This is a genomic window from Pseudomonas pergaminensis (genome assembly GCF_024112395.2).
Lineage (GTDB): Bacteria > Pseudomonadota > Gammaproteobacteria > Pseudomonadales > Pseudomonadaceae > Aquipseudomonas > Aquipseudomonas pergaminensis.
Map to the genome: position 1 here is coordinate 6568661 of NZ_CP078013.2, position 15771 is coordinate 6584431.

At 62.8% G+C, this 15771-nt stretch carries 11 protein-coding genes; 9 read left to right on the forward strand and 2 right to left on the reverse strand.

What is annotated here, in order from left to right; all coding sequences use genetic code 11:
• The first annotated feature begins 157 nt into the window (after positions 1-157).
• The 6 genes from KUA23_RS29995 to KUA23_RS30020 are packed head-to-tail and all read left to right on the forward strand — an operon-like array spanning position 158 to position 5845.
• The gene (locus tag KUA23_RS29995; protein ID WP_252993259.1) at positions 158-781 is read left to right on the forward strand and encodes a CDP-alcohol phosphatidyltransferase family protein; all 624 of its coding nucleotides are present in this window, start codon (positions 158-160) and stop codon (positions 779-781) included.
• A gap of 11 nt (positions 782-792) precedes the next feature.
• Positions 793-2547: a bifunctional alpha/beta hydrolase/class I SAM-dependent methyltransferase gene (locus KUA23_RS30000; RefSeq protein ID WP_252993260.1), complete on the forward strand. Its 1755-nt coding sequence runs from the start codon at positions 793-795 to the stop codon at positions 2545-2547.
• Positions 2548-2549: 2 nt separating this feature from the next.
• Positions 2550-3848: a phosphatase PAP2/dual specificity phosphatase family protein gene (locus tag KUA23_RS30005; RefSeq protein ID WP_252993261.1), complete on the forward strand. Its 1299-nt coding sequence runs from the start codon at positions 2550-2552 to the stop codon at positions 3846-3848.
• Entirely contained in the window at positions 3838-4281 is a 444-nt protein-coding gene (locus KUA23_RS30010) for a hypothetical protein (protein WP_078050825.1), read from the forward strand. The genes KUA23_RS30005 and KUA23_RS30010 overlap by 11 nt, the downstream gene beginning before the upstream one ends.
• Positions 4282-4290: 9 nt before the next feature.
• Positions 4291-4911, forward strand: a complete 621-nt coding sequence (locus KUA23_RS30015; protein WP_100491842.1) for a lysophospholipid acyltransferase family protein — start codon at positions 4291-4293, stop codon at positions 4909-4911.
• A 1-nt stretch (position 4912) separates the two neighbouring features.
• On the forward strand, positions 4913-5845 hold the full coding sequence (locus KUA23_RS30020; RefSeq protein ID WP_078050827.1) for a phosphatidate cytidylyltransferase: 933 nt from the start codon (positions 4913-4915) through the stop codon (positions 5843-5845).
• Between the two features lie 95 nt (positions 5846-5940).
• Here KUA23_RS30020 and KUA23_RS30025 read toward each other — a convergent pair whose 3' ends face one another.
• On the reverse strand, positions 5941-6423 hold the full coding sequence (locus tag KUA23_RS30025) for an Lrp/AsnC family transcriptional regulator (protein WP_016978705.1): 483 nt from the start codon (positions 6421-6423) through the stop codon (positions 5941-5943).
• Between the two features lie 126 nt (positions 6424-6549).
• Here KUA23_RS30025 and KUA23_RS30030 point away from each other — a divergent pair, with 126 nt between their 5' ends.
• The 3 genes from KUA23_RS30030 to pbpC all read left to right on the forward strand — a co-directional run bounded on the left by KUA23_RS30030 (position 6550) and on the right by pbpC (position 15342).
• The gene (locus tag KUA23_RS30030; RefSeq protein ID WP_252993262.1) at positions 6550-7179 is read left to right on the forward strand and encodes a LysE family translocator; all 630 of its coding nucleotides are present in this window, start codon (positions 6550-6552) and stop codon (positions 7177-7179) included.
• Positions 7180-7256: 77 nt separating this feature from the next.
• Entirely contained in the window at positions 7257-13061 is a 5805-nt protein-coding gene (locus tag KUA23_RS30035; RefSeq protein ID WP_252993263.1) for an MG2 domain-containing protein, read from the forward strand.
• Positions 13042-15342, forward strand: coding sequence for a penicillin-binding protein 1C (gene pbpC, locus KUA23_RS30040; protein WP_100491841.1), 2301 nt, complete (start codon positions 13042-13044; stop codon positions 15340-15342). The genes KUA23_RS30035 and pbpC overlap by 20 nt, the downstream gene beginning before the upstream one ends.
• Here the strand turns inward: pbpC and KUA23_RS30045 are convergent.
• On the reverse strand, positions 15339-15716 hold the full coding sequence (locus KUA23_RS30045) for an avidin-fold protein (RefSeq protein WP_099493278.1): 378 nt from the start codon (positions 15714-15716) through the stop codon (positions 15339-15341). The genes pbpC and KUA23_RS30045 overlap by 4 nt on opposite strands.
• Positions 15717-15771 lie beyond the last annotated feature (55 nt).

Genomic DNA, 15771 nt, shown 5'->3' on the forward strand with positions numbered 1-15771 from the left:
ATCGCAGGCAAGCCAGCCACCACAGAGGGACATCGTTGTGTTCAAGACCGTGACTAAACCCCCAGAAACACGCGCCATCACTGGTGCAGGCCGCGATTAATCGGCACACTCCAGAACAGTTTTTCGCGGGTCCACGGACAAGGAAGCGTCACCCCCCATGATTTCGATCTATCAGCTCAAACCGCGTTTTCAGAACGTGCTGCGCCCGCTTGTGCAGCGCCTTTACGACAATGGCACCACCGCCAACCAGATCACCGTGCTGGCCGGGGTGGTTTCGCTGCTGGTCGGGCTGCTGATCGCCAGCTTTGCCCAACACCTGTGGCTGTTCGCGCTGATCCCGTTATGGATGATCCTGCGCATGGCCCTCAACGCCATCGACGGCATGCTCGCCCGCGAATTCGGCCAGCAGTCGCGCCTGGGCGCTTACCTCAATGAACTGTGCGATGTAATCGCCGACAGTGCGCTGATCCTGCCGTTTGCGCTGATCCCCGGTGTGAGCCTGTCGCCGGTGCTGCTGGTGGCGTTGCTGGCGGTATTCAGCGAATACGCCGGGGTGCTGGGGCCCATGGTCGGTGCGTCGCGCCGCTACGACGGGCCGATGGGCAAAAGTGATCGCGCCTTCGTACTCGGCGTGCTAGCCACCGGCGTGGCGCTGGGCTGGCTGAGTGCCGGTTGGGTCGATACGGTGATGTGGCTGGTCGCGGCCCTGCTTGCCTACACCCTGGTCAATCGGGTGCGTCAGGGCCTTAAAGAACAACAAGAAACTTCACCGATTGCATAAGGATTTTTGCGATGCGCGAACAGCAAGAGCACAGCTTCAGCACCCATGATGGCGTCGAGCTTTTCTACCGGCACTGGCCAGCCACCGCCCAGGCAGACGGCGAGCCGCGCAGAGCGATTGTGTTGTTCCATCGCGGCCATGAGCATTCGGGGCGTATCGCCCACCTGGTCGATGAGCTGAACCTGGCGCAGTTCGACTTCTTCGCCTGGGACGCCCGTGGTCACGGCCAGTCCCCTGGCGAGCGCGGTGACAGCCCCAGCTTCGCCACCAGCGCCCGCGATGTGCAGACCTTTTGCAACCACATCGGTGCCACCTATGGCATCGAGGAAGAAAACTTCGCCGTCGTCGCCCAAAGCGTCGGTGCAGTCATTGCCGCCACGTGGGTACACGATTACGCGCCGAAAATCCGCGCCCTGGTGCTCGCCTCCCCGGCGTTCAAGGTCAAGCTCTACGTGCCGTTCGCGCGACCGGGCCTGGCGCTGATGCGCAAGTTTCGCGGCAACTTTTTCGTCAACAGCTACGTCAAGGCCAAGTTCCTCAGCCATGACCCGGAACGCGTAGCCTCCTACGACACTGACCCGCTGATCACCAAGGCAATCTCGGTAAACGTGCTGCTCGGCCTGTATGAGGCGGCCGACCGGGTAGTCGCCGATGCCCAGGCGATCCAGGTGCCGACCCAACTGCTGGTCTCCGGCTCCGACTTTGTAGTGCATCGCAAACCCCAGCAGCAATTCTTTGACCGCCTTGGCAGCCTGAAAAAAGAGCTGCATATCCTTCCCGGGTTCTTCCACGACACCCTCGGCGAACGTGACCGCGCCACCGCCGTAAACAGCGCCAGGCGCTTTATCCTGCAGAACTTCGAACACCCGCTGGACCGCGCCTCGCTGTTGGATGCGGACAAACTGGGCACCACCTGCGCCGAATCCGAAGCCCTCGCCGCGCCGCTGCCGCGCAATTCCCTGCGCGACCTGTACTGGCGCCTGACCCGCGCCAGCATGGGCCTGGGCAAAAACCTGTCGGATGGCGTGAAACTGGGCTTCGACACCGGTTTCGACTCCGGCAGCACCCTGGACTATGTGTACCGCAACACGCCCACCGGCAAGGGCGGGCTGGGGCGGATGATCGACACCAATTACCTCAACTCCATTGGCTGGCGCGGCATTCGCCAACGCAAGCTGAACGTCGAGGAACTGCTGCGCCTGGCCATGACCAAGTTGCGGGATGAACAGCGTGAAGTGCGCATCGTCGACATCGCTGCCGGCCACGGTCGCTACATCCTTGAAGCCTTGCAGGGCGTATCGCCGCTGCCGGAATCGATCCTGCTGCGTGACTACAGCGACATCAACGTGCGCGACGGTGGCGCGCTGATCCGCGAGAAAGGCCTTGGGGATATCGCGCAGTTCGTCAAAGGGGATGCGTTCGACCGCCTGGATCTGGCGGCGCTGGACCCGAAACCGACGCTGGCGGTGGTGTCCGGATTGTATGAACTGTTTGCCGACAACAGCATGGTCGGCGGCTCATTGGCCGGACTGGCCGAGGCCGTGGAGCCCGGAGGCTACCTGGTCTACACCGGCCAACCGTGGCACCCGCAACTGGAACTGATCGCCCGGGCGCTGACCAGCCATCGCCAGGGCCAAGCCTGGGTGATGCGTCGTCGCAGCCAGGCGGAAATGGATCAACTGGTGGAAACTGCCGGCTTTCGCAAGATCACCCAACGTGTGGATGAGTGGGGCATCTTTACCGTGTCCCTGGCACAGAAGATCTGAACATGCGCGAACCCGGCTTGTTGAAACCAGCGGTCCTCTGGCTGCTGCTGTTGGCGCCGCTGTTCTTCAGTACTTACGGCTTTGCCACGTGGGTGACCAGCCAACGCAGCGACGTCGGCACGCTGGTGTTCGGCTGGGAAACCCATATGCCGTTCTGGGCATGGACCATCGTGCCCTACTGGTCCATCGACCTGCTCTACGGGTTTTCCCTGCTGCTGCCCAGCACTCGGCATGAGTTGAAACAGCATGCATTGCGGCTACTGTCGGCCCAGGTCATCGCGGTCAGTTGTTTCCTGCTCTGGCCGCTGCGCTTCACCTTCGAGCGGCCAGCGTTGGATGGCGTTTTCGGCTGGCTGTTTGCCGTGCTGGCAGGCTTCGACAAGCCGTTCAACCAGGCGCCGTCGCTGCACATCGCGCTGCTGGTGATCCTGTGGGTCATGTACCAGCGCCATAGCCAAGGCGTGTGGCGTTGGCTGGTGCACGGCTGGTTCGCATTGATCGGTATTTCGGTGCTGACCACTTATCAACATCACTTTATCGACTTACCCACAGGCGCCCTCGCGGGGTGGATATGCGTGTGGCTGTGGCCGGTGGCGCATCCGAACCCGCTGTTGAATGCGCGGCTCACACGAGACCCCAAGCGCTGGCGGTTGGGCGTGCGTTATGGCCTGGGTGCCTTGTTACTGGGGGTTCTTGCCTGGGTACTCGGCGGCGGCTGGCTGTGGATACTTTGGCCGGCGGTGTCTCTCGCCTTGATCAAGGCCAATTACTTCGTACTGGGCGCTTCGGGTTTCCAGAAACGCGCCGATGGTCAACTGACGCCCGCCGCGCGGTGGCTGTATGCGCCGTACCTGGCAGCCGCGTGGATAAACTCGCGCCTGTGGACACGCAAGCATCCCCAACCCGACCGCGTTGTGGATAATGTCTGGCTCGGTCGAATTCCTACGACAAACGAGCAGGCGCCCTTCAAGGCCATCGTCGATCTGTGTGCCGAATTGCCGATTAATCCACAGGGCCGCGCTTACCAATGCATCCCCGTACTGGACCTGATCGCCCCAACGCCCGACGAATGCCTGCAGGCCGCCCACGCCATCGAACGCCTGCGCGCCAGCGGACCATTGCTGGTGTGTTGCGCCCTCGGCTACTCACGCAGTGCTACCGCCGTTGCCGCCTGGTTATTGCACTCCGGGCGTGCCGCGACGGTAGAGCAGGCGCTGACTATCATTCGTACAGCGCGGGCCGATGTGGTCCTGCACCCCGCACACCGTGAAGCGTTGGAGGGTTTGCCCCATGCCAGCTGATATGGAACTCCAAGTGGTTGCCAGCCTGTTACGCCGTGGCCGCTCGCTCGATCAGTTATCCACAGGCCTGACCGTGGCGGGTGTGTTGTTCGGCTTGGCCCAGTTGTTGATGGCGAGCATCTCGACGATCTGCCTGTTGCTCAGCCTGTGGATGATTATCCTCGGCTTGCTGCAGAAGTACTGGGCGCTGCGGGTGGCCTTCGACGCCGACCTGTTTGCTCTGTTGGCGCGTGATATCGAGCGCACCCCGGACCTTGACCAGGCCCTGCAAACCCTCGGCCTGCAATCGCCCAAGCGCGTTGGCCGGCCTTGGCCCGAACGCCGTCGCGGCGCGCTCAAACTGTTGCGCAAACAAGCCTGGCTGCTGGGCGCACAAGCGCTGCTGACCCTGGGCGTGATCCTCGCCAGCCCTTGGCTGCCTTTCGCCGGATAAGGAATCCCCATGTTCGAACCCGTGGTCGCCACGTTGATTACCTCCATGGCCCGCACCGTCACCGGAGCGCGCAGCCTGTGGCTGGGTTGCGCACCGGTGCCGGTGCAACGCATTTACTTCGCCAACCACAGCAGCCATGGCGACTTTGTGTTGCTGTGGGCCTCGCTGCCGCAGAACTTGCGTAAATTCACGCGTCCGGTGGCCGGCAGCGATTACTGGAATAAAAGCGCTCTGCGCCGCTACATCATCAACCGTGTATTCAACGGCGTATTGATCGATCGCGAACGCAAAGAGCCTGTGGATAACCCATTGCAGCCCATGCTCAATGCCCTGGAAGGCGGCGACTCGCTGATCATCTTCCCCGAAGGCACGCGCAATCTCGAAGACGGCCTGCTGCCATTCAAAAGCGGCCTGTATCACCTGGCCAAAAGTTACCCACAGGCCGAATTGATCCCGGTATGGATCGCCAACCTCAACCGGGTCATGCCCAAGGGCCGTGTACTGCCGCTGCCCCTGCTGTGCACCACCAGCTTCGGCGCGCCGCTGCAATTGGAGGAAGGCGAAGACAAAACCGCCTTCCTCGCCCGCACTCGCGATGCCCTGCTCGCCCTTGCCCCGGAGCACGTCTGACATGGATAGCCAAACCCTGATGTTGTTCGGCGGCATCGGCGCGATCCTGGTGCTCGCCTCGCTGATCGGCCTGATCCTCAAACTGCGCACCCGTGGCAGCCCAAACGCCGTCATCGACAACCTCAACGCGCGCATCAACGCCTGGTGGGTGATGGTGGTGGTCATCGGCATCGCCTTCTGGCTCGGCACCGGCGCGGTGATCCTGCTGTTCTACGCGGTGTCGTTCTACGCCCTGCGCGAATTCCTCACCCTCACCCCCACCCGCCGCAGTGACTACCCAGCGTTGGTCGCCGCGTTCTACCTGGCGCTACCGCTGCAATACCTGCTGATCTATTCAGACTGGTACGGCCTGTTCTCGATCTTCATCCCGGTGTACGTGTTCCTGCTGCTGCCGATCCTCGCCTCACTCGGCGGCGACAGCACACACTTCCTGGAGCGTGCCTCGAAGGTGCAGTGGGGCTTGATGATCGCGGTGTTCTGCGTGTCGTTCGTGCCCGCCCTGCTGACCCTCGACATCCCCGGCTACGAAGGCCGCAACCTGCTGCTGATTGCCTACCTGGTGATCGTGGTGCAGTTGTCCGACGTGCTGCAGTACGTGTGCGGCAAGCTGTTCGGCAAACACAAGATCGCGCCCAACCTGTCCCCTTCGAAGACGGTGGAAGGGTTTATCGGCGGGATTCTGCTCTCGTCGCTGATCGGCGCGGCATTGTGGTGGACCACGCCGTTCAACCCGTGGCAGTCGTTCTTGATTGCGCTGCTGATCAACCTGCTGGGGTTTGCTGGCGGCATCGTGATGTCTGCGATCAAGCGCGACCGGGGCGTGAAGGACTGGGGCCATATGATCGAAGGGCACGGCGGGATGCTGGATCGGTTGGATTCGGTGTGCTTCGCCGCGCCCATCTTCTTCCACCTCGTGCGCTACTGGTGGACCTGAACAAGCCCCTGTAGGAGCCGGCTTGCCGGCGATGGCGACCCGGAACGTTCATGAAATTCACGGGCCTCATCGCCGGCAAGCCGCTCCTACAGTCATTAGCCTGGCAAATGCCCCAGCGGCAATGCGCCTGGGGTCTTTACGGTCTGGATCGCGAAGTTGCTGCGGATGTCCCTCACCCCCGGCAGTTTCAACAGACTGCCCGTGACAAACCGTTCGTACCCGCGCAAGTCCGGCACCACCACCTGCAACAGAAAGTCCGACTCCCCCGACACCAGGAACGCCGAGATCACTTCCGGCAGCGCCGTCACTGCCTCGCGAAAGGCGTTGGCCTCGGTGTCGTTATGCCGCTCCACCTTCACGCCCACGAACACCATCATCCCCAGGCCGACTTCGTCACGGTCCAGCGTGGCCTGGTAGCCGCGAATCACACCGGCTTCTTCCAGCAGACGCACGCGCCGCAGACAGGGTGAAGCAGACAGCCCGATCTCGTCCGCCAGTTGCACATTGCTCAGGCGGCCGTCGCGTTGCAGGGCTTCAAGAATCTTGCGGTCAAACGCATCGAGTTTAAGGTTTGGCATAAATGCATGGCCGATAAGGTTGTAAATGGCAGGTTATGCCAAGAATAGACGCCTTTGTGGCTGACTACGCAAGCACCTGCCCCACCCTTCAGCCCTAGAATTGGCCAACACACAAGGGGGTGAGGCATGGCGGAACTCTGGTTATTCCTGGTGGCACTGTCGGTGGCGTATCTGTTGCCCGGGCCGGACATGATCCTGCTGCTGCAGACCGGAGCGCGCCAGGGCAAGGCGTTGGCGCTGACCACGGCGATTGGCTTGGGACTGGCTCGCGCCTGCCATGTGGCGTTGGCGGGCATGGGGTTGGCGACCTTGTTCAAGGTGGCGCCGTGGACCTTTGATGTCGTGCGTCTGGGTGGCGCGGCCTATCTGTTATGCCTGGGTATTCAATGCCTGCGCGCGACTATGCTGCCATCCCTGGAGACAGCAAACCCCCCACTGGCAGCCCATGCCTGGCGTTCAGCATTCCAACGCGGCTTGCTGACCAACCTGCTCAACCCCAAGGCGCTGCTGTTCTGCTCGGTACTGCTGCCGCAATTCATCAACCCCCAGGCCGGCCCGGTGGCGGCGCAGTTTGCGTTGCTGGGCGTGATCCTGGTGGCCGTCGGTTTCGCGTTCGACTGTTGCTACGCCCTGGCCGGCGCGCGCATCGGCCAGTGGCTGGCACGCAATCGCTCGGCGCAGCGTCTGCAACAGTGGTTATTCGGCAGTCTTTTGATTGGTTTTGCGGTGCGTCTCACTTTTGTGCAACACGCCTAGCGGGGCGGCGTATCTGCGTCATCTTTTGTATCAAAGACGCGTGTAAGATACGCCGCACTTAGCCAGGGATGCTCACCATGTTCGATTCGTTCAAAGCGATCAGCCGCCGTATTGTCGGTGCGATATTGACTGTGGTGGGGGCCATCTTTGGCCAATGGCATCCACCGGTCTGGCTGCGCGCCACCGGCCGTGGGCTGGCGAACCTGAGCAGCAAAGCCCGCGCTTACCCACGTCAAACCGGTGCCGGCGTATTAGGGCTGGTCCTGTTGGCCGCTGCCGGTTTCTACGGCTGGCACTGGTATTCCAACCTGCCAAAGCCGCATACCGCGAGCTATTCGCTGCACAAGCCGAACCTCACCGACTACACCCAGCAAACGCCGGTTGTGGATAACTTGCAGGTGCGTTTCGGCGAGTCCGTGGCCCCACTGGCGGCCATCGGCAAACCGGTTACCGAGGGCATCACCCTCAAACCTGCAGTCGCGGGCACCTGGCGCTGGGCGGATGACCGCAGCCTGTTGTTCGTACCGGAAAAAGACTGGCCCATCGACGCCCACTACACCGTCGAACTGGCAAAGAAAAACCTACTGGCCGACGGCGTGCTGCTGGACCAATACAGCACGCAGTTTTCCACTCAACCGTTCCGCGCCACCCTGGCACAAAACGAGCTGTACCAAGACCCGTCCAACCCGACGCTGAAACAGCTGGTGGCAACCTTCCGTTTTTCCCACCCGGTGGATGAAGACACCCTGCGCAAGCGCGTCACGGTCACCCTGGGCAAAGGCCTGGCCTACCGCGACGCCCAGTTGCCCAACCGCCCGGAAATCACCTTCGACGAGAAGAAACTCAACGCCTACGTACGCTCCGCCGCCCTGGCGACCCCGTTGGAAAGCACGCCGGTCAGCGCCAAGCTCGACGAAGGCATCAAGGCCCGCGACGGCGGCAACGCCAGCACCGCGCCGCTGGTGGCGGAAGTCACCGTGCCCGGTCGCTATCGCCTGACCTTCACCGGGGCCGAAGTGAGCTTTGTCGACAACGAACGTGGCGAGCCGGAGCCCGTGCTGATGTTCAGCAGCTCCAGCGCCGTGGCCGACGAAACCATCGCCGGCAAGGTCCAGGCCTGGCTGTTGCCGGAAAAAGCCCAGGACGACACGCGTCCCTACAGCAGCAACGACATCGATGACGCCCTGCTCGCCCGCAGCACCAAGGTCAACCTGACCCACGTGCCCAGCGTCGAACCGCTGAATACCCTGCACGCCTTCAAATTCAAGGCCCCTGCCGGTCGCGCGGTGTATGTACGCGTGCCCGCCAACCTGGAAGCCATCGGCGGCTATCTGGCGAAGAATCCTACAGCGTCGCTGATCAGCATGCCGGCGTACCCGCGCACCTTGCAGTTCCTGTCCGACGGCGCCTTGCTCAGCCTCAACGGCGAAAAACGCCTGGGCTTCATGGCCCGTGGTGTACCTGGCGCCCATGTGGAAATCGCGCGCTTGCTGCCCAACCAGTTGCAACACTTGGTGGACCAGAGCAGCGGCAGCTTTGCCCGGCCGAATTTCGGCAATGAGTATTTCGATCGCATGGTCGAGCGTCAGGCGTTGGATATCCCGCTGTCATCCAATGACCCGGCAAAAACCGTCTATGACAATGTCGACCTGAGCCACTACCTCACCGCCAATGGCGGCCGGCGCGGCATTTTCGTGCTCAAGCTCAGCCCCCAGGATGACCCGGCCCCGCGCACGTTCGAGTACGACCGCAGCAGCACGAGCGACCTGCGCTTCATCGTGGTGACGGACCTGGGCATCATTGCCAAGCGCTCCAGCGATGGCAGCCACGATGTGTACGTGCAGTCCATTGGCAACGGTTCGCCAGTCTCCGACGCGCAAGTCGACATCATCGGCCGCAACGGTTTGCCGGTGAGCAGCGGCCACACGGATGCCGAAGGCCATGCGCATTTCGCCAAGCTCGATGAACTGCGCCGTGAGAAAACGCCGCTGATGTATGTGGTTACTCGCGGCAATGACCAGTCGTTCCTGCCGATCGCCCGCCAATCCCAGCAGTTGGATCTGTCGCGTTTCGACGTAGGCGGCTTGGAAGAAGACGGTGCGATTGATCGCCTCAGCGCCTACCTGTTTACCGACCGTGGCCTGTACCGGCCGGGCGAAACCGCGCACCTGGGCATGATTGTGCGCAGCGGTAACTGGAAAGGCGCGTTGCAAGGCCTGCCGGTGGAGCTGCAGATCACCGACCCGCGTGGCCTGGAAGTGATTCGCCAGCCATTGAAGCTGTCCGCCAGTGGCTTTGAAACCTTTGATTTCCCCAGCAGCGAAGTCGCCCCTGCCGGTGAGTACACCGCAACCTTGCAGTTGATCGGCCAGAAACAGACCCGCACCGACCTGGGCAGTGTGAACTTCAAGGTCCGCGATTTCGAGCCGGACCGCATGAAGGTCAGCCTGAGCCTGCATGACACCCCTGTGCAGGGCTGGATTCCACCGGACCAAGTGGTGGCCAAGGTCACCGCCATGCACCTGTTCGGCGCTCCGGCAGCCGGCCGTCGGGTCACCGCGAAGATGTCCCTGAGCCCGACACTCGCGGCGTTTGACCGCTACCCGGATTACCGTTTCCGCCTCAACGACTCCCTGGAAGACGCCACGACCGAAGACTTGGCCGAAACCACCGTCGACGACAACGGCCAGGCCGTGCTCGACCTCAACCTGCAACGCTTCGCCAACAGCACCTATCGCCTGCAGGTAATGACGCAGGTGTTCGAAGCCGAAGGCGGCCGCAATGTGGCGGCGCAAAGTGCCTTGCTGGTGTCGTCCGCGCCTTATCTGGTCGGTGTGAAAAGTCAGGATTCGCTGTCGTACGTCGCCAAGGATGCCCCGCGCCAGGTGCAATGGCTGGCCGTCGCGCCGGACCTTACGCCGATGGCGGTGGATGGCCTGACCAGCGAAGTGGTCGAGCACCGCTATGTGTCGGTGCTGGTGAAACAGTCCAACGGCACCTACAAGTATGAGTCGCGCATCAAGAACATCAGCCAACCGGCCTCACCGCTGGTGATGACCAAGGAAGGCGCCAAGCAGACCTTGAACACCGGCACGCCGGGCGACTTTACCCTGCAACTCAAGGACGCCAACGGCAACCTGCTCAACCAGATCGACTACAGCGTGGCCGGGCGTGGCAACACATCGCGCTCCCTGGAACGCAATGCCGAGTTGCAACTGCGCCTGGATAAACGCAGCTACGCCACTGGCGATGAGATCGCCATCAGCATTCGTGCGCCGTATACCGGTGCCGGCTTGATCACCATCGAACGCGACAAGGTCTACACCCAGCAGTGGTTCAAGGCCGACAGCACCAACAGCGTGCAGCACATCCGTGTGCCGGCAGGGCTTGAGGGCAATGCCTACGTGAACGTGCAGTTTGTGCGCGACATGGGCTCGGCCGAGGTGTACATGAGCCCGCTGTCCTACGGCGTGGTGCCGTTCAGCATCAACCTGGATGCGCGGCGCATGGCCTTGAAGGTTGAAGGCCCGGCGAAGATCGAGCCGGGGCAGCCGCTGGATATCAAGGTCAACACTGATCGCCCGGGCCGCGCGGTGGTCTACGCGGTCGATGAAGGCATCCTGCAAGTGGCGCGCTACCAGACGCCAGACCCGCTGGGTTTCTTCTTCCAGAAGCGTGCGCTGGAGGTTGGCACCAGTCAGATCCTTGACCTGATCCTGCCGGAATTCAGCCGTCTGCTCAGTGGGGCAGCGCCCGGTGGCGATACGGAAGGCGCCCTGGCCAATCACCTCAACCCGTTCAAGCGTAAACACCAGCCGCCGGTGGCTTGGTGGTCCGGGCTGGTGGACTTGCCGGCCGGCGAAACCGTGCTGCATTACCAAGTGCCGGACAGCTTCAACGGCAAGCTGCACCTGTTCGCGGTAGCGGTGGACAGCGACAGTGTCGGCGTCAGCGAAGCCACGACCGACGTGCGCGGGCCGATCGTGATCACGCCAAACGTGCCGGCCTTTGTCGCGCCAGGAGATGTGTTCAACGTCAGCGCCGGGGTGTTCAGCAATCTCGACGCGGCGGCGGACGTGAAGTTTGAAGTGCAGACCAGCGCAGGCCTGGTTGTGCAGGGCGACAAGGGCAGCACCTTGTCACTGCAGCCGCGCAAGGAAGGCACGGCCGAGTTCAAGATCAAGGTCGGCGACACCCTCGGCTCGGCGGACCTGCGATTTGTCGCGGTACTGCCGGACGGCAAGCGTATCCAGGTGGCGGAAACCACCTCGATCCGGCCGTTGAGCGAGCATCGCGTGGCCCTCAGCCTGGGCCGTTTCGACAGCGCCAGCAAGGAGCTCAAACCCACCCGCGAGCTGTTCAGCCAACTGCGCGACGTGCAGCTGGGCGTGGCCGCGTCGCCGCTGGTGTGGGCCAACGGCCTCAAGCATTACTTGGACGACTACGGCTACGCCTGCACCGAGCAATTGGTGTCCAAGACCATGCCGGCGCTGATCTGGGGCGGCAACGCACCTGAAGCCGAACAGGCCTTCGGCAGTGCGGTGCGCATGCTGCGCCAGCGCCAGAACCAGGCCGGCGGCTTTGGTTTGTGGGCAGCCAACCCGGACGTGGCGCCGTACGCCAGCCTGTACGCCACCGACTTCTTGATCGAAGCCAAGGAGCGCGGCTTGCCGGTGCCGGAAGACCTGTTGGTGCGCTCGAATGCGTACCTGACGGATCTGGCCAATGGCCCTAGCGAAGGCCTGTCGGAATTGCGCAACCGGGCCTACGCCAGTTACCTGCTGAGCCGTCAGGGGATTCTAGTGAGCGGTGCGTTGAGCGATATCCGCGAGCGCTACGAGAGCTACTTCAAGGACACCTGGCAGAATGACCTGGGCGCCGCTTACCTGGCGGCCAGCTACAAGCTGCTCAAGCAGGATCGCCAGGCTGACACACTGTTCCGCAAAGTACCCTGGCGTTCGCTTGTGGATAAGTGGGACAGCGACGGTTTGTACTACGACCCGCTGGTGCACGACGCCGAACACCTGCACCTGCTGGCACGCCACTTCCCCGAGTTGATGGACGATGTGCCCACGGCGCTGCTGGACAAACTCGGCAAGCGCCTCAACGAGCAGCGCTACAACTCGCTGTCGGCGGCCCTGTTGCTGCGCGCCCTGGACAACTATGGCCAGCGTGCGCAAAGCGACATGACCCTTAAGGCCACCGCCTGGCTGGGCGACAAGCAGCAGCAATTGCTGGAGATGGCCGGCCAGCCGCCGCGCGCCGCCGTGCCGGGCAACACGCAAAAGCTGGTGATGGAAAAATCCGACGGCCCGGCCGCGTTCTACATGCTCAGCGAAGCCGGTTTCGACAAGGGCGCCAAACTCAAGCCGATCAATAATGGCCTGGAAATCATCCACGAATACCTCGACCTAAAGGGCGAGCCCGTGAGCAAGGTTGCGGTGGGTGATGAGTTCCTGGTGCGCCTGCGCCTGCGCGCTACCGACCGCGATCAGGTGCAGCAAGTGGCCGTGGTCGACCTGCTGCCCGGTGGCGTCGAGCCTGTGTATAACCTGCCGCCGGAGCCGGAAGCCGCCAGCAGCGAGGACAGTGAGGGTGAAGAGTCCGAGTACGTCGAGGAAGACAGCCAGGAAGAACAAAGCTGGCAAGCGCCTATCGGTGAAACCGAACTGAGCAACTGGCAGCCGGAGTATGTGGACGTGCGTGATGATCGGGTGGTGTTGTACGGCACCGCACTGCGGGATGTCGGCACATTCGTGTACCGCGTGCGCGCCACCAACGCCGGTACCTTCAACACGCCACCGGCCTACGCCGAAGGCATGTACGAAACCACCCTGCAAGGGCGCGGCAAAGTAGGCCAGCTTGAAATCACCAAGCCTTAAGCGCCTGGCACCGCCGCTGCTCGTAGCGGCGGTAGTGCTGGTGGGCCTGCGGCTTTGGCCTCACGCCCCGCTGGAACAGGCCGTGACCTCATCGCGGGTGGTACTGGCCGATGACGGTTCGCTGCTGCGAATGACATTGGCGGATGACGGGCAATACCGCCTGTGGCTACCGCTGGAGCGGATCTCTCCTTCGCTGGTCCAGGCCTTGTTGCTCAAGGAAGACCGCAATTTCTATTGGCACCCGGGGATCAATCCCCCGGCATTGCTGCGCGCAGCCATGGCCACCTACAGCGGTGGCCAACGCCAGGGTGGCTCGACCTTGAGCATGCAACTGGCGCGGCGCCTGTGGGACCTGAACACTCGCCAGGTGCCGGGCAAGTTGCAGCAGATGGCGTTGGCCCTGTGGCTGGAGGCGCGCTACAGCAAGCACGACATCCTGGAGGCCTACCTGAACCTGGCGCCCATGGGCGGAAATATCGAAGGGGCCGAGGCGGCGAGCCGTATCTACTTCGGCAAGTCGGCGGCGCAGCTGTCATTGTCCGAGGCACTGGCGCTGGCAGTGATTCCCCAGCAGCCTGGCAGGCGCGCACGCTTCGGGCCGTCGCTGCAAAACGCCCGCCTGCGCTTGATGAACGACTGGCGTGAGACTTATCCACAAGATCCGCGTAACGACAGTTTGCTGGAGTTGCCCCTTGAGGCCCGCAACCGCCAGCAGATCCCGTTCCTGGCGCCGCACGTGAGTGAACAGTTGCTGGCCTCCCAGGCCGGAAATGAGCTGAACAGCACCCTCAACCTGCCGTTGCAACAATTGCTCGAACGCCTGATCACCGGCTTTATCGCCGAACGGCGCAGTACGGGTGTGGAAAACGCCACGGCGATCCTGATCGACAGCCGCGACCAGAGTGTCAAAGCGCTGGTGGGTTCGGCGGACTACTTATCCACAAGCCTGCACGGCCAGGTCAATGGCGTGCTGTCGCGACGCTCACCAGGGTCGACGCTCAAGCCCTTCTTGTATGGGCTGGCGCTGGACCAAGGGGTCATCCACCCCATGAGCATCCTCAAGGACTTGCCGAGTAACTTCGGCTACTTCCAGCCGGAAAATTTCGACGGCAGTTTTGTCGGCCCGCTGACCGCGCGGGACGCCCTGATCCGTAGTCGCAACATCCCGGCGGTGTGGCTGGCCAGCCAGGTCAAGTCGCCGTCCCTGTACGGGCTGTTGCAGCGCGCCGGGATCAAAGGCCTGCGCGACGAAAGCCATTACGGCCTGGCCTTGGCCCTGGGGGGCGGGGAGATGACCCCGGAAGAGTTGGCGCGGCTGTATGTGATGTTGGCCGGTGATGGGCACCTTCGCCCGTTGCGCTATTTGCAGGAACAGCCCCAGACCACGGGGGCCCAACTGCTGACGCCCCAGGCAGCGTTCATGGTGCGCGACATGCTGCGCCGTAACCCACGCCCGGATGGCCTGCCCGGCCGTCACTGGCGCACCGCCTGGAAAACCGGCACCTCCTGGGGCTTTCACGATGCATGGAGTGCAGGACTGGTCGGGCCCTACGTGCTGGTGGTGTGGGTGGGCAACTTCGATGGTCGTCCAAACCCAGCCTTCATCGGAGCCAAGACCGCCGCGCCGTTGTTCTTCCGCATCGCCGACGCCCTGCCTTTGGCCTTGCCCAACGTGGTGATCAAAGCCGACAAACCGCCCGCCGGATTAGTGCGCATTGATGTCTGCGCCGCGTCCGGCGAGTTGCCCAACCGCTGGTGCCCGCAAACCCGCAAGACCTGGTACATCCCCGGCGTATCGCCGATTCGCGTGTCGAACCTGCACCGCCCGGTGCTGATCGACACCCGCACCGGCAAGGCCGCCTGCCCGCCGTTTGACGCGCAATACACCCGCGAAGAAGTCTTCGAATTCTGGCCGAGCGACGTGCAACGCCTGTACCGCGCCGCCGGGCTGCCGCGACGTACCCCGCCAAACGTGATGAAAAACTGCCAGCCCAACCGCCTCAGCGACCAGAGCGAAGCCCCGCAGATCCGCTCGCCGCTGACCCAGGTGAGCTATCAACTGCGCCTGTCCCAGCCCCAGGAAAGCATCCCGTTGAATGCCAACGCGGCCAGCGATGCAACCACGCTGTACTGGTTTGCCGATCAAACCTTGATCGGCCAAGGGCCACCGCAAACCACGTTGAATTGGCGGCCGGGCAAGTCGGGGGAGTATCGGCTGCGGGTCAGTGATGATCAGGGGCGCAGTACGAGCCGGGGGTTGCGGGTGGAGTTTGTGCCTTAGGAGAGGTTGTCGCACGCAGCAAGCTCAACGTAGCTTGACTCCCCGCCTCCCGTCGCCCCCGACAACCAACCCCATACAAAGCTGAGCGTGGTAAGGCCGGCAGCATCCAACCCGACCGTGCCACGCGACCAACCGGACAGCAGCTCACCGTCCAAGGTCAGGCACTGAAAAAGCAGTTCGATAGTGTCCGGGCCTGTCACTCGTCCCACTTGCGTGCCCAGGCGAATGCGCCCGCCCTGGTAAGTGCCGGAGATGGCATCACCCTCGACAAGGTAATGAAACACCGTGCCCGAGCCGGAAAGCCCTTGGGCGTTGTTGGCGACGGTGAAGCGACGGTTGTTCAAGCGCTGGTGAATTTGGGACGAAGTTTGCATCGAGCGCGTCCTTTCGCGGGAGCCTGGAGGCCCGGGCGGGCCTCCAGGGGATGGC

Coding starts and splice junctions, on each gene's coding strand:
- KUA23_RS30025 (WP_016978705.1), bottom strand. CDS start 6,423: ATGCCAAACCTTAAACTCGATGCGTTTGACCGCAAGATTCTTGAAGCC.
- KUA23_RS29995 (WP_252993259.1), top strand. CDS start 158: ATGATTTCGATCTATCAGCTCAAACCGCGTTTTCAGAACGTGCTGCGC.
- KUA23_RS30000 (WP_252993260.1), top strand. CDS start 793: ATGCGCGAACAGCAAGAGCACAGCTTCAGCACCCATGATGGCGTCGAG.
- KUA23_RS30045 (WP_099493278.1), bottom strand. CDS start 15,716: ATGCAAACTTCGTCCCAAATTCACCAGCGCTTGAACAACCGTCGCTTC.
- KUA23_RS30035 (WP_252993263.1), top strand. CDS start 7,257: ATGTTCGATTCGTTCAAAGCGATCAGCCGCCGTATTGTCGGTGCGATA.
- KUA23_RS30020 (WP_078050827.1), top strand. CDS start 4,913: ATGGATAGCCAAACCCTGATGTTGTTCGGCGGCATCGGCGCGATCCTG.
- KUA23_RS30030 (WP_252993262.1), top strand. CDS start 6,550: ATGGCGGAACTCTGGTTATTCCTGGTGGCACTGTCGGTGGCGTATCTG.
- KUA23_RS30005 (WP_252993261.1), top strand. CDS start 2,550: ATGCGCGAACCCGGCTTGTTGAAACCAGCGGTCCTCTGGCTGCTGCTG.
- KUA23_RS30015 (WP_100491842.1), top strand. CDS start 4,291: ATGTTCGAACCCGTGGTCGCCACGTTGATTACCTCCATGGCCCGCACC.
- KUA23_RS30010 (WP_078050825.1), top strand. CDS start 3,838: ATGCCAGCTGATATGGAACTCCAAGTGGTTGCCAGCCTGTTACGCCGT.